At 52.5% G+C, this 12,525-nt stretch carries 14 protein-coding genes; 9 read left to right on the top strand and 5 right to left on the bottom strand.

Translation table 11 applies throughout. The features are described from left to right. Positions 1 to 57: 57 nt before the first annotated feature. Positions 58 to 1,041: an alpha-ketoacid dehydrogenase subunit beta gene (locus tag ACQ4M4_RS22690; RefSeq protein ID WP_430686750.1), complete on the bottom strand. Its 984-nt coding sequence runs from the start codon at positions 1,039 to 1,041 to the stop codon at positions 58 to 60. Positions 1,042 to 1,299: 258 nt separating this feature from the next. On the opposite strand from ACQ4M4_RS22690, the gene ACQ4M4_RS22685 reads away from it, so the two are divergent. Continuing rightward, positions 1,300 to 2,106, top strand: a complete 807-nt coding sequence (locus ACQ4M4_RS22685; RefSeq protein ID WP_430686749.1) for a peptidoglycan recognition protein family protein — start codon at positions 1,300 to 1,302, stop codon at positions 2,104 to 2,106. Between the two features lie 96 nt (positions 2,107 to 2,202). Here the strand turns inward: ACQ4M4_RS22685 and ACQ4M4_RS22680 are convergent, their stop codons facing one another. Then, positions 2,203 to 3,465 (bottom strand): NAD(P)/FAD-dependent oxidoreductase, encoded by a 1,263-nt coding sequence (locus ACQ4M4_RS22680; RefSeq protein ID WP_430686748.1) that lies wholly within the window; start codon positions 3,463 to 3,465, stop codon positions 2,203 to 2,205. Between the two features lie 228 nt (positions 3,466 to 3,693). Here ACQ4M4_RS22680 and ebsA point away from each other — a divergent pair, with 228 nt between their 5' ends. Both ebsA and ACQ4M4_RS22670 read left to right on the top strand, forming a co-directional pair. Continuing rightward, positions 3,694 to 4,068: a type IV pilus biogenesis protein EbsA gene (gene ebsA, locus ACQ4M4_RS22675; protein WP_430686747.1), complete on the top strand. Its 375-nt coding sequence runs from the start codon at positions 3,694 to 3,696 to the stop codon at positions 4,066 to 4,068. A 482-nt stretch (positions 4,069 to 4,550) separates the two neighbouring features. Then, positions 4,551 to 5,639: a phosphotransacetylase family protein gene (locus ACQ4M4_RS22670; protein ID WP_430686746.1), complete on the top strand. Its 1,089-nt coding sequence runs from the start codon at positions 4,551 to 4,553 to the stop codon at positions 5,637 to 5,639. 176 nt (positions 5,640 to 5,815) lie between these two features. Here ACQ4M4_RS22670 and ACQ4M4_RS22665 read toward each other — a convergent pair whose 3' ends face one another. Further along, positions 5,816 to 6,124, bottom strand: a complete 309-nt coding sequence (locus ACQ4M4_RS22665; protein ID WP_430686745.1) for a carbon dioxide-concentrating mechanism protein CcmK — start codon at positions 6,122 to 6,124, stop codon at positions 5,816 to 5,818. Positions 6,125 to 6,246: 122 nt separating this feature from the next. After that, positions 6,247 to 6,552 (bottom strand): carbon dioxide-concentrating mechanism protein CcmK, encoded by a 306-nt coding sequence (locus ACQ4M4_RS22660; protein WP_430686744.1) that lies wholly within the window; start codon positions 6,550 to 6,552, stop codon positions 6,247 to 6,249. A gap of 200 nt (positions 6,553 to 6,752) precedes the next feature. Here ACQ4M4_RS22660 and ACQ4M4_RS22655 point away from each other — a divergent pair, with 200 nt between their 5' ends. From ACQ4M4_RS22655 to ACQ4M4_RS22630, 6 genes are all read left to right on the top strand, one after another. Beyond that, complete coding sequence (locus ACQ4M4_RS22655; protein ID WP_430686743.1) at positions 6,753 to 7,178, top strand: DUF1818 family protein; 426 nt, start codon at positions 6,753 to 6,755, stop codon at positions 7,176 to 7,178. A 508-nt stretch (positions 7,179 to 7,686) separates the two neighbouring features. Beyond that, positions 7,687 to 7,905, top strand: a complete 219-nt coding sequence (gvpA, locus tag ACQ4M4_RS22650; protein WP_430686742.1) for a gas vesicle structural protein GvpA — start codon at positions 7,687 to 7,689, stop codon at positions 7,903 to 7,905. A gap of 334 nt (positions 7,906 to 8,239) precedes the next feature. After that, positions 8,240 to 9,205 (top strand): hypothetical protein, encoded by a 966-nt coding sequence (locus ACQ4M4_RS22645; RefSeq protein WP_430686741.1) that lies wholly within the window; start codon positions 8,240 to 8,242, stop codon positions 9,203 to 9,205. Beyond that, positions 9,202 to 10,155, top strand: coding sequence for a gas vesicle protein GvpN (gvpN, locus tag ACQ4M4_RS22640; protein WP_430686740.1), 954 nt, complete (start codon positions 9,202 to 9,204; stop codon positions 10,153 to 10,155). The genes ACQ4M4_RS22645 and gvpN overlap by 4 nt, the downstream gene beginning before the upstream one ends. Beyond that, entirely contained in the window at positions 10,152 to 10,508 is a 357-nt protein-coding gene (locus ACQ4M4_RS22635; protein WP_430686739.1) for a gas vesicle protein, read from the top strand. The genes gvpN and ACQ4M4_RS22635 overlap by 4 nt, the downstream gene beginning before the upstream one ends. 79 nt (positions 10,509 to 10,587) lie before the next feature. Beyond that, positions 10,588 to 11,091 carry a gas vesicle protein K gene (locus ACQ4M4_RS22630; protein WP_430686738.1) on the top strand — a complete coding sequence of 168 codons (504 nt, stop codon included), beginning with the start codon at positions 10,588 to 10,590 and terminating at the stop codon, positions 11,089 to 11,091. Positions 11,092 to 11,097: 6 nt separating this feature from the next. Here the strand turns inward: ACQ4M4_RS22630 and ACQ4M4_RS22625 are convergent, their stop codons facing one another. Continuing rightward, a complete protein-coding gene (locus tag ACQ4M4_RS22625; RefSeq protein ID WP_430686737.1) occupies positions 11,098 to 12,510 on the bottom strand; it encodes an AtzE family amidohydrolase in 1,413 nt (470 codons plus the stop codon). Between the last annotated feature and the right edge of the window lie 15 nt (positions 12,511 to 12,525).

Raw genomic sequence — 12,525 nt, 5'->3', positions numbered from 1 at the left:
GCTTGGGCAGGGAGTCAAGCCGTAGGTGAGATGAAGACTGTGCTACAACAAGTCCGGCTAGATCTGGTTGCTGGTGATCTTCTTCACCGCCTCAACGATTTGGGGAGGTTGCACGATCGTTAAATTCTCTAACGTACCGTTATACGGGGTTGGAATATCTTGAGACGCCAAACGAATCACAGGTGCATCAAGTTCATCAAATAGGCGATCGTTAATTGATGCGGTCAGCTCAGCACCAATCCCGCCCGATCGCATACACTCTTCCACAACAATGACGCGGTGCGTCTTTTTGATGGATGCTCCAATGGTTTCGAAATCTAATGGCTTGAGCGAAATCAGGTCAATCACTTCGGGATCGTAGCCTTCTTTTTCTAACGTTTTGACGGCCTGCATCACGTGGTGCCGCATCCGAGAGTAGGTCAAGATGGTGACATCGCTACCTTCACGCACCAGTTCGGCTTTGTCAAGCGACAGCCAGTATTCTGTGTCAGGCAGGTCTTGCTTGAGATTGTAGAGCAGCACATGCTCGAAGAACAACACAGGGTTTTCATCTCGGATGGCAGACTTGAGCAGACCCTTGGCGTTGTAAGGGGTGGAACACGCTACCATTTTGAGCCCTGGGACGCCCTGGAAATAGGCTTCTAAGCGCTGCGAGTGCTCGGCACCCAGTTGTCGCCCCACGCCGCCCGGCCCACGAATCACCATGGGAATTTTGAAGTTGCCGCCCGAGGTATAACGCAGCATCCCAGCGTTGTTGGCGATTTGGTTAAATGCCAACAGCAAAAAACCCATGTTCATTCCTTCAATGATGGGACGGAGCCCGGTCATCGCAGCGCCAACTGCAAGGCCAGTGAAGGCATTTTCGGCAATCGGAGTGTCGAGTACCCGCAGGTCGCCGTATTTCTTGTAGAGGTCTTTTGTGACTTTGTAGGAGCCACCGTAATGCCCAACGTCTTCGCCTAGCACGAATACGCTGGAATCATGGGCCATTTCTTCGTCAATGGCTTCGCGCAGTGCGTTATACAGAAGGGTTTCTGCCATCTGGGTTGCTGTTCTTAAAAAACCGTTCAACCTAACAGTCTAATCGGTTATGGGTTCTGATTGAACCGGATAGTGGGCAAAAAATCGACAGATGAGCATCTGGATAGAGTTTGGAATGCTAGCTTTATGCTAGTTAACCCTGTGTGTGCGGGATTTTGGGCCATCCGGTGAAGTATGAAGTTCGCCCATAGATGGTTAGTGAAATTGCCTAGAATTTATGCGCTATACCGTTGGGGATAAAGGTTGAAAAGGAGGTTTATGAGGTATCAAGTGTGGGCGTTTGTGCGATCGCTCCTAATTGCAACGATGACGTTGGTTGCGGTGATTGTGGTCGGGAGTGTGGGTTCGGGACTGCTGAACCAGCCTGCTGCCAATGCGCAACTTTCGCAGGTGAGTCGGCAAATTCCAGTCTTTCGGCGTCCGGTTTCGCCTCCGCGATCGCAGCCTTCTGCTGCCAATCAGCCCTTTATGACCTTGAGCCCTGGTCGTGGTTCCTATACCCCCGCGGAAGAATATGCTCCTGCTGACCCAACCAACTTTGGCGATCGCTTTATCACCGATGCGTTTGGGATGCCAACCTACCAAGCCCCGATTGTTGTGATTCACGAAACCGTTTCGTCTGCGAATAGTGCCCTCAACTATTTTCGGACTCCTCATCCCCGCGATGCCGATCAGCGCAGCTATCACGCATTGATTCGGCGCAACGGCACCGTGGTGTATATTGTGCCGCCAGAGCGTCGCGCATTTGGTGCAGGCAACTCTGTATTTGATGGGCCCAATGGTATTGAAACGGTGACAACTAACCCCTTATTTCCGCCATCGGTCAATAATTTTGCCTACCACATTTCTCTAGAATCTCCAACCGATGGGCGCGGCAATCAGTCTCGCCATAGTGGGTACACAACGGTTCAGTACCAGTCGTTGGCCTGGTTGATTGCACGCACAGGTGTTCCCCAAGACCGCATCACAACCCACCGAGCGGTAGACCGATCGGGCTCTCGACGCGATCCCCGCAGTTTTGATACCCAACGGTTTGCAGCGGCTCTGCAAGATTTGGCAGCCTAAAGAAAGCGCAGCCTAGAGTGCACCCATGCTTAAAGCATTGCAGCCTGGATTACCGCCTTCTAGAACGGCGGTAATCCTAAAGCGGCTGAAGAGTGGCTAAAGCGGGTTTGGAGTGGCCAGCGGAACTGCCATAGCTTTGCCCGCGAGCCAGCCGGTGGTCCACGCATTTTGAAAGTTAAAGCCACCAGTGACTCCGTCGATATCCAAAATTTCTCCAGCAAGGTAGAGGCCGGGGCATTGTCGGCTTTCCATGGTTTTGAAATCGACTTCTTTGAGGGCGACGCCACCACAGGTGACAAATTCTTCTTTAAATGCGCCTTTGCCCGCGATCGCATATTCGCCTCGAGTTAACTCTTGCACAAGGTGGTGCAAATGAGTTTTGGATAGCTCTGCCAAGCGCAAGTCTGCGGGAATGTTGGCTCGCTCAATCAAGTACAGCCAGAGTCGACGCGGAAGCCCAAATGGGTCTGAGTTGGCGATCGCTCGCTTCGGGTAAATTTCTTTGGAGCTGAGCAATGCGGCTCGCACCGCATCTGTCGTTTGATAGGGCATCCAATTGATGTGAAGGGTTGCCTGGTATCGGCAATCATGCAGGCTTCGCGCGCCCCATGCCGATAGCTTGAGGACGGCTGGCCCGCTCAGCCCCCAATGGGTGATCAGCAATGGCCCCGTTTGCTCTAATGGCTTGGCATTGGGGGCTATCAGGCGTACCTGGGCGGCATCCACGGCAACGCCGGCCAGGTCTCGCAGTGCAGGGTCGGGAATGGTGAAGGTAAACAGCGAGGGGACGGGCTCGGCAATGGTATGCCCCAACTCAACGGCTAGCCGAAACCCCACAGCACTGCTACCCGTGGCCAACAATAGGCGATCGCACACGAGCCCCTCACCCGACTTGAGGGTCACTTGAAACCCATGGGGTTTGCGGATAACGGACGAAACCGGACTGCCCACCCGCAACGCCACCCCCGCATTGCGAGCCGACTGTAGCAAACACTGCACAATGGTTTCAGAGTCGTCTGTTGTGGGGAACATGCGCCCATCGGCCTCGGTCTTCAGCCGAACGCCGCGTTTGGTAAACCAGGCGATGGTGTCGCGTGGCTGAAATCGAGTAAACGCACCCCTCAGGGCCTTGCCCCCTCGGGGGTAGTTGGCAACCAGGGCAGCAGGCTCGAAGCAGGCATGGGTCACATTGCACCGCCCCCCACCCGAAATGCTCACCTTGCTCAGCGAAGTACGGCTGGCTTCGAGCAACGTAACCTGGGCGTGAGGATTGGCCTCGGCACAAGCGATCGCTGAAAAAAAACCAGCCGCACCGCCGCCGATCACCACAACTCGAAGCCCTTGAAAATCCATTGCCATCGATAAAAGGCTCGCTTAGTTCCTCTAGAAATTGCTAGTAAAGTTGACTTAAATGGGAATACTAAATTGTGTCAGCGATTGAGCAAAGGCTCACCCGTGAGCCCCTAGCCCAGGTACCTCAGCTTACAAGCAAAGAGGGCCTGTCTACAGGCTGAATCTTTGCGGTTCCTGTGAACGCATGCCTCGATCGCTCCCATTCGCAAACCCGCCTTCAGGATAAATTTGAGCATGGCTATTGAGACCTTGCAACCCGCAAATCCTCGTGATGTCAACGTTTACGCACCTTACTATCAAGGGCGAAAGCGCAATGCCTTGCCACTAGCAATTACGCTCTATCAGCGAGGAAGCTTGGAAGGATCTCGCAAAATTGAAGGCGGTGAAAGTATTCCATTTGTCGCCACCTGGAATATTTCATCCCTTCCTGCCGATCTCACACGCTGCCGCATGCAGTTTGACGGTAACGCAGAACTGAGCTACGAAATGATGCTGTCAAACTTTGAGTTCGTTGACTTTTTAATTGATGTGATTTTCAATTTCAAAGCGACCCGGACGACTGACTTTACCCAATCGTTTTATCGTCGGCTGCTGCGGCTGGATGAATAGCCAACCTTGCTGAGGGGTGATAAGGGGCGATCGCCCTTGGTTGGAACCACCAGTAAAACCGACTGTTGGCAGCGCTTATCGGGCTTTCATTTCTACTAAGACTTACGCACTTCATCCGAAAAATTAGGGGATTGAATGATTTTTGGGGCACTAAGCGCCCCAAAAATCATTCAACTGCGTAAGCCCTTTCTACAATCGTGGCCTGATAGGCTTTTGTCAGAATTCGGCTCATAGTTCTGCACATGCCGCAAGCGCCGCTTGCGGCAAATTGTGCATTGTAGGTTTTTGTGTAAGCGCCTGGTGCTATACAACACTAAATCGTGTTTAATGGCAGAATTGCATTACTTTGGTCACCTAATCTTCTGCCGCCTAGCCGCACCCATTGTTGTTAGGTTTAAATGCCAAGGTTGGGTCTTGGCATTAAGGTAAAAGATATAGCGTTTACTCCCCAGTGGTTTGGTGTTCAAGCGAGGCGATCTAGCGTGTCCGCAAAGTGTTTATTAATCGGTTCTCCAGAAGCCTATAGTGGCAAATCCGCAGTTATTTTGGGAATGCTGCATCGGTTTCAGCAGATGGGCTTTAACCTGGCCTACAGCAAACCTGTTGGCACATGCCCAAGCGAAGCTGGAGATGACTTGGATGAGGATGTTCGGTTTATTGCGGAAACGCTAGGGTTGTCGTCAAGCCAAATTTTGGCTACCTTGCTGAACTTGGATCAAGCCACAATTGCTCAGCGCATTAGTGGCGACGACACCACGAACTACCTGCAAGAGTTCGTTCGGGTGGCTCAAGCACAAGTGGGAGACTTAGTCCTCATTGAAGGACCTGGCACCCTCGATGAGGGACGGCTGTTTGGCTTGTCGCTGCCCCAAATGGCGGTTGCGCTGAATGCTGAGGTGGTTTTGGTTAGCCGATTCCATTCAGAGTTGGTCATTGATTCGCTGCTGGCTGCCCAGGAGCGCCTCGGCGATCGCCTAGTGGGAGTGCTGATTAACGACGTTCCCGCTGATCAAATGCAGCAGGTCGAGGCTCAAGTCCGGCCCTATTTGGAAGGAGTTGGCATTCCGGTGCTGGGTATTTTTCCCCGAAGTGCGCTGTTGCGCAGTGTGTCGGTTGCGGAACTGGTGCATCAGCTCAATGCCGAAGTTCTTTGTCGGGGCGATCGCCTCGATCTCATGGTCGAAGAACTCAAAATCGGGGCGATGAACGTTAGCTCTGCGCTGAAGTATTTCCGCAAGGCTCGCAATATGGCGGTTGTGACGGGGGGCGATCGCACTGATATTCAGCTAGCCGCATTAGAAACCTCCACCCACTGTCTCATCCTCACAGGGCAAATTCCTCCCACCCAGGCAACCCTGGCCAGAGCCGAAGAAATGGAAATTCCAGTGCTTTCCGTAGACTTGGACACGCTGACAACCGTTGAAATTATTGACCGTGCCTTTGGGCAAGTGCGACTGCACGAAACCATTAAGGTTCAGTACGTGCAGCAAATGGTTGAAAAGCACCTGAATGCAGAAAGGGTGCTGGATACGCTGGGTTTTAAGTCCGTTGCAACCACCGCATCTCCATAAGCCGTATAGGTCGAGCCAAGATAGGCCATATCAGTCAAAACTCCACACTTAGAGAGGGGAAAGGCGATCGCCTTTCCCCTCTCTAAGTCTTTCTGGCCATAGGTTAGTTCGCAGACGGTTGGGACCAAGACGAACTGCTTGAGTGGTCACTCTAGCGTGAGTTGCCGCGTGAATCCCTATTGTGAGAACGCGGCAACATCTTGGCCAATCGCAATCGGCAGTACCACCTCCACGTTTTCGTGAGGCCGAGGAATGATCACCCAGGTTTCTAGCGTACCGCCGGGTGTATTTTGGGCTGCCTCAATTCCCGCATCCATTGCGGTTTTCACTTCCGAGACATCGCCCCGAATCATGACTGTAAACCGGGCACTCCCCGCTCGAATATAGCCAACCAAGGTGACTCGTCCGGCCTTTACCATCGCATCTGCTGCCGCTAGCACAGCAGGAAATCCTTTTGTCTCAAGTGCTCCAACCGCAATTGGCATTGTTTTCTCCTGAATGACTCACCCAGAGCGCTCGGGTTCATAACGTTTAACACTGCACGGGAGGGCGATCGCGCTTCATCCTTTAAGCTCGCCACTCTTACTCGACCATCGTCATAGCCAATTTACATAAATCGCTCAACCTCGGGGGTGTAGCTAATTGGCATCGTCGCTTCTAAATTTTCAGGCGGGTTTGGCACAATCCAGTAATCGACCAACTCCGCACCAAATACTTTGCCCACTGCTTCAACACCAGCCTCAACCGCTGGTTTGACCTCGGAAGTCCTGCCTCGAATTGCAACCAAAAACTCGCCTCGCTCCGCCAGACCAAAGTACACCAATGTGACTCGTCCAGACTTTACCATGGCATCGGCCGCTGCCAACACACCAGGAAACCCAAGGGTTTGAATGACACCAACCGCCGCTGGCATGACTATTCTCCAATAAAATGGTTGAGCTATTTCACGTGCATTGACATCATTCTATGAATAAGTGGGGTAGATCAGAGGATTTAACTTTGAAAAGCTGCTGAAAAGAAAAGGTTATACATAATCGGGGACATGCCGTAATTCACCGTTGCAAGCGCCTACCACATTTTGCCCTATCCCTTGCAATTCCGTTGTTAGACGCAATGAGTACCCGCCAAGATTCAGGCGGGCGATCGCGCATATTTTCAGTACCGATACGTGATATGGCTCGACAAATGAAACAAGGAGAAGGCTGGCGTGTTGGGTGGAATCCCGATGCGTCTGTCTTTTGTGGACTGATTGGAGGCAGCGACTGGGCCTTGGAGCTCACCCAAGCCGAGCTAGACGATGTATGCCGCCTAAGCCATCAACTAGCTGAAACAATGCGCGCCATGGCCTTGGAACTAATGGATGAGGAGCGCATTTGCTGCGAACTAGAGAGCGACCTTGTGTGGCTAGAGGCCGAGGGGTACGCGACCTCGTTTGGGCTGCGGGTGCTGCTGCTTACGGGGCGAGGGGCTGAAGGAGCCTGGGACGCGGCAGTGGTGCCCGAGGTGCTTTATGCGCTGCAAACCCTGCGTGTGTTTTAACGACGAAAATACCCAGGCAAGCTGAGTTCTATTCAGCACGTTGCATTTCGTAAAAACACGGTTTTAGTGAAACTGAAATGCCGAGCTAAATGTTGCATTGATTTGGATAATGTTTGCCAAAGTTAAATCAGTATTTTAACGGGTATTGTTTGAGCTTTTGTGATAGGAAAAAAAGGAAACTCCCTTAGGCTCAAACGGTTTGGGCGATCGCTTTAACATAGTTCTGATCAAGATCTTGGCTGTTTCTTGTAAAGATTTTTGATGCACTGGTTGAAGGTCTAACTGCCTTTTTGATGGCATTTTTTCAGGGTTTATTTAGTGGCTAAAGATAAAGTTTTGTGATGTTTACCTGATCCTGTTAGAGCTGATATTCACCTGGGCATGATGAGAATGTCCTCCTCAAGAGAGATGTGTAGAGATTCATTTCTTTTGAAGAAGATGATGCTCGACGGATAATTTGCGAGCTGACTGATTCCTAGAACGTCATTCAAATCTTAGGTGATTAACCATGGCAGTTGAAAAAGTAAACTCTTCTTCTAGTTTGGCCGAAGTGGTAGACCGCATTCTTGACAAGGGCATTGTTGTTGATGCTTGGGTGCGCGTTTCTTTAGTGGGAATTGAGTTATTGGCAATTGAAGCTCGGGTTGTGATTGCTTCGGTAGAAACTTACCTGAAGTATGCTGAAGCCGTTGGTTTGACCTCTCAGGCTGCTGTTCCTGCTAGCTAAGCCATCAACCACATCAAGCGAGTGTTGAATTGACGCTCACTCATATTGAACACTCGCTTTTTTGATGATTTTGTTTTGTGATTTGCATCATAATTAAGAGCTTGATGACAGCCCTTCGAGTCAGCAAAAAAAGTTTTTAGTCTCAACAATTTGCTGGAATGAAAATCACATCATATTCAGCAATCAAGAGATGAAAACTGATAACTCGAAATGATTGAAACAGTTAAACAGGATTCAAAGTTGGCACAGTATTTGGAAAACATACTGTGACTGGGCTGGAGGGCTTGAGTTTGTATTTTTCGTCACTTTTCCATCCTGGATTTGGGAGGTTTCTGTGGCTGCGTTAAAAGATCAGTGGCATGCGCTTGGTCAGCAGCGGCAATCCGATTTAGTAGAACGCCAACAGGCGGTTCAAGCGTTGCTTTCGTCGTTTCGGCAGGAGCGTTGTGCGATCGCTCAGCAAGTGCGTACAGATTTGCACCAGTTTCGGAGTGCACTTCATGCCGAAACTGCCAATCAACTATCGGTGATTGCAGCTGAGCGATCGCTCATGAGCCAGCAATTATTTCAAGAGCTAGGTGAGTTTCGCCAAAGCCTGAGCCGATCGGTGTCGGAGTTGCGCGGTCAGCTTCAGCACCAAGTCGAGGCGATGCGGGTGCAAATGCAAGACCTGTTGCAGGATCATGGTTGCGATCGCACGGTCATGCGGCAACAGTTGATGCACGACCTGACAACCTACGTTCGCGATTTGCAGGCCGATGTGCAGACCTATTTGGTGCAACTGGAGCAAGAGCGGAGCGATCGCGCTCAGCACGTTGCCACCCTGCTGCAACACAGCAGGACTCAGCGCCTTGCCGACGTAGACGCACTCATGCAAGAGTTTGCTGACTTTCGCCAAACCCTGCGGCAGTTTCACCAAACCCTACAACAGTCGGTGTGGGGATTAGTCGAGGAAGAGATGCCCGCTGCGTTGGATCAACTTGCAGCCCAACTTTCGGGTGAGCTACAAATGTCCATTCCCAAAGCCTTAGCGGTGGTCGCCTCCAAGCCAGAAGGAGAGTCTGCTCCGGAAGGAGAGTTTGCACCGTTGTCCAAACCGATGCAGCGCGACACGCACAAACTCGAAGAAGACATCTTTACCCTGGTGCACAACAAGCAAGGTGCGCGACTCACCGAAATTGAGTCCAACCTGGGCATTAACCGATTTCAAGCGGTGGATGCCCTCCGCTCCTTGATCAAAAAGGGAATGATTATTCAGCGCGATCGCACCTACCTGATTCCAGAGGAATTAAGCCTGTGACTACTGTTTTGCAAGCACGCCCCCGACGCTTTGTTAGTACGCCCACCCTGGATCGCATTGCCCTGCGCGCCCTACGCTACCTGGAATCGGGCTATTCGGTTCATTTGCGTGGCCCTGCCGGAACGGGAAAAACCACTTTGGCGCTCCATTTGGCCGATTTGGTAGGCCGTCCCATGATGCTGCTCTTTGGCGACGATGATTTTAAAACCTCCGACCTGATCGGCGGACAAACGGGCTATAAGCGCAAAAAAGTGGTGGATAATTACATCCACAGCGTGGTCAAGGTAGAAGACGAACTGCAGCAGAATTGGGTCGATTCTCGCCTAACGCTCGCCTGCCGCGAAGGCTTTACTCTGGTGTACGACGAGTTCAACCGATCGCGCCCCGAAGTCAACAACGTGCTGCTGTCGGCATTGGAAGAGAAACTGCTGGTGCTGCCACCCACGGCGACCCGCACGGAGTATGTGCGCGTTCATCCCGATTTTCGCGCCATTTTCACCTCCAATCCCGAAGAGTACTGCGGTGTGCATGCAACCCAGGACGCTTTGCTCGATCGCCTGATCACCATCAATATGCCCGAACCCGATGAACTCACCCAGCAAGAAATTGCCGTGAACAAAATCGGCATCGATCGCGAGAGTGCGGCCATCATCATTCGGTTAATTCATGCCTATCGCGATCGCATTGGTAATGACACAGCCACAGGTCTAAGAGCGGGCTTGATGATCGCCAAAATTTGCCACGAGCACGACATCGTTGTCACACCCGAAAATCCTGAGTTTCGCGACATTTGCCATGATGTGCTGCTGTCGCGCAGTGGTTTGGCTGTTTCGGAAGCAACCCATTTGCTGTGGGAAGTGTTCAACCACATGATCTGTGCAGAGGCTGAGCAATCGGATGTGGCGATCGCCGTAGCCGAAGACAAGCCAAAGGAGAAGAAACAGTCATGAGTGCCTCTACTGCCCCCCGCGCCATTGCGACTGCCACCTCCGGCTCTACCCTGGCCGATGTTTTGGAACGGGTCCTCGACAAAGGTATCGTCATTGCGGGGGATATTACGGTTTCCGTTGGGTCTACCGAACTGTTGAGCATCCGTATTCGCTTATTGGTTTCTTCGGTCGATAAGGCCAAGGAAATTGGTATCAACTGGTGGGAGAACGATCCTTACCTCAGCGCTCGCCCTGCCCAGCCCATGCTGCCCGAAGGGGAAACCCAAAAACTGCTGGAAGAAAACCGCGCCCTCCACGCCAAACTGGAACGTATGGAAGCCGAACTCCAAGAGATGCGATCCATTTTGGAATGAACAGCCACTTCAAGATTGAGCAGGCCAAACTGATGTGCGCTTTCTTAAAATAAACGTCTAGCCTGAAGGATAGAAGATAATGGCTATTTATCTCTATCCTTCATTTCTGATTGGTATGTCTTCCGAATCTCCCATTCAACTCACCTCTGGGGATGCACTGCAACCCGCCAAGGGCAAAGACGCGGGTCTTGCACCGCTGCTGTTGACGGTGATTGAATTGGTGCGGCAGTTGATGGAAGCCCAGGTGATTCGCCGGATGGAGGATGGTGAGCTAAGCGACGAGGACTTGGATCGCGCTGCAGAAAGTCTGCGCAAGCTGGAAGAACAAGTGGTACAGCTTTGCAACGTGTTTGAGATTGATCCGGCGGATCTCAATATTGACCTGGGTGAGATTGGCACGCTGTTGCCCAAGGCGGGTGGCTATTACCCTGGCGAAAACTCGACCAATCCTTCGATTTTGGAATTGCTCGATCGCCTGCTCAACACAGGCGTGGTGTTGGAGGGAGAGGTGGATTTGGGCTTGGCGCAGTTGAATCTTATCCACGCCAAGCTGCGTTTGGTGCTGACCTCAAAACCGATCTAACGTGCGTTAGCCTGCGACGGGTGCAGGTTTGGCAACCGGAGCCGATACGATTCCCTCAGCTTCGAGTACGGCTGCCGCCCGAATGAGCACAGCTTCGTTGTAGGGTGCAGCAATGAGCTGTACCCCAATCGGTAGGCCGTTAGGTTGCTGAATCGGCACCGAAAGAATGGGCAAACCAATGAACGACAGCGGCTGGGTATACAGCCCCAAGTTGGGACGCAGCAATACCTCTGTGCCGTCGATCACCAGGGTGGTTTGGCCAATTTTGGGTGCAACGCAGGGGGTGGTGGGAGCCAGGATCAGGTCTACGTCTTGAAAGATCTCCCGGATGCGATCGCGATACCAGGTACGAAACCGCTGAGCTTGCAAGTACCAGGAGCCGGGAATCAGCGTGCCAGATAGGAAGCGATCGCGTGTGGCAGGGTCAAAATCTTGAGGGCGGGTTTTAAGGTTGGGCAAATGCAGGTTGCTGCCTTCGCACGTAGTAATGACGTAGGCCGCCGCCCGTGCTCGATGCGCCTCGGGAATTGAGACCTGCTGGGTGGCTCCCAGTGCTTTGGCCACCTGCTCAACTGCAGCAAGCACCTCTGGCTCTGCACCCTTGGCAAAGTAGTCTCCGGCAACAGCAATGCGTATTCCATCTAGCCCTGCGTTGAGCTGGGGCAAACACCACTCCGTTTCGCGACTGGTGCAGACGGGATCGGCTGGATCGTGGCCCTGCATCGCATCAAAGCTAGCGGCAATATCGCGTACCGATCGCGCAAATGGCCCTACATGATCAAGGCTGGAAACAAACAGGGCCACACCCGCCCGAGACAGCCGACCATACGTAGGCTTCAGCCCAAAAATGCCACACAGTGATGCTGGAACCCGAATGGAACCATTCGTATCGGAGCCCAGGGTGAGGGGCACTTGGCCTCCGGCTACCGCCGCTGCCGAACCGCCTGACGAGCCCCCGGCAATGCGCGACAGATCGTGGGGATTGCAGGTTGGCCCGTAGTGGCTGTTCTCGGTCACAAAGCCGTAGGCGTACTCATCCATGTTGAGCGCACCCACCAAAATGGCTCCGGCCTGTTTCAATGCGCTCACGAGTGTCGCATCTTGCTGGGCTGGGGCATAGTCGCGATTGATTTTGGAGCCTGCAAGCGTGACAACCCCGGCAACGTCAAACAAATTTTTGACGGCAAAGGGGGCACCCGCCAAAGGGCCAACGCTTTCTCCGGCGGCGATCGCCTGGTCTACTGTTTCAGCATGGGCGATCGCTTGATCTGCCAGCACTTCGGTAAAGGCGTTGAAGGCTTGGTCGGTCGCAGAGATGCGCTCTAGCGCAGCGGTTGTGACTTCTTTGGCGCTGACTTGCTTTGTTTTGACGGCTTCAGCAATGGCGATCGCGTCGGCCTTATCCAAATCCAATGTCATGATTGTTCAATCTCG

The organism is Leptolyngbya sp. AN02str (genome assembly GCF_050565595.1).
Classification (GTDB): Bacteria; Cyanobacteriota; Cyanobacteriia; order Elainellales; family Elainellaceae; genus Kaiparowitsia.
This window is presented reverse-complemented; position numbering and strand designations above follow the sequence as displayed.

What these genes read in the sequence shown, in the direction of transcription:
- ACQ4M4_RS22690 (WP_430686750.1), bottom strand. Translation starts at nt 1,041, where the DNA reads ATGGCAGAAACCCTTCTGTATAACGCACTGCGCGAAGCCATTGACGAA.
- ACQ4M4_RS22685 (WP_430686749.1), top strand. Translation starts at nt 1,300, where the DNA reads ATGAGGTATCAAGTGTGGGCGTTTGTGCGATCGCTCCTAATTGCAACG.
- ACQ4M4_RS22680 (WP_430686748.1), bottom strand. Translation starts at nt 3,465, where the DNA reads ATGGCAATGGATTTTCAAGGGCTTCGAGTTGTGGTGATCGGCGGCGGT.
- ebsA (WP_430686747.1), top strand. Translation starts at nt 3,694, where the DNA reads ATGGCTATTGAGACCTTGCAACCCGCAAATCCTCGTGATGTCAACGTT.
- ACQ4M4_RS22665 (WP_430686745.1), bottom strand. Translation starts at nt 6,124, where the DNA reads ATGCCAATTGCGGTTGGAGCACTTGAGACAAAAGGATTTCCTGCTGTG.
- ACQ4M4_RS22660 (WP_430686744.1), bottom strand. Translation starts at nt 6,552, where the DNA reads ATGCCAGCGGCGGTTGGTGTCATTCAAACCCTTGGGTTTCCTGGTGTG.
- ACQ4M4_RS22655 (WP_430686743.1), top strand. Translation starts at nt 6,753, where the DNA reads ATGAGTACCCGCCAAGATTCAGGCGGGCGATCGCGCATATTTTCAGTA.
- gvpA (WP_430686742.1), top strand. Translation starts at nt 7,687, where the DNA reads ATGGCAGTTGAAAAAGTAAACTCTTCTTCTAGTTTGGCCGAAGTGGTA.
- ACQ4M4_RS22635 (WP_430686739.1), top strand. Translation starts at nt 10,152, where the DNA reads ATGAGTGCCTCTACTGCCCCCCGCGCCATTGCGACTGCCACCTCCGGC.
- ACQ4M4_RS22630 (WP_430686738.1), top strand. Translation starts at nt 10,588, where the DNA reads ATGGCTATTTATCTCTATCCTTCATTTCTGATTGGTATGTCTTCCGAA.
- ACQ4M4_RS22625 (WP_430686737.1), bottom strand. Translation starts at nt 12,510, where the DNA reads ATGACATTGGATTTGGATAAGGCCGACGCGATCGCCATTGCTGAAGCC.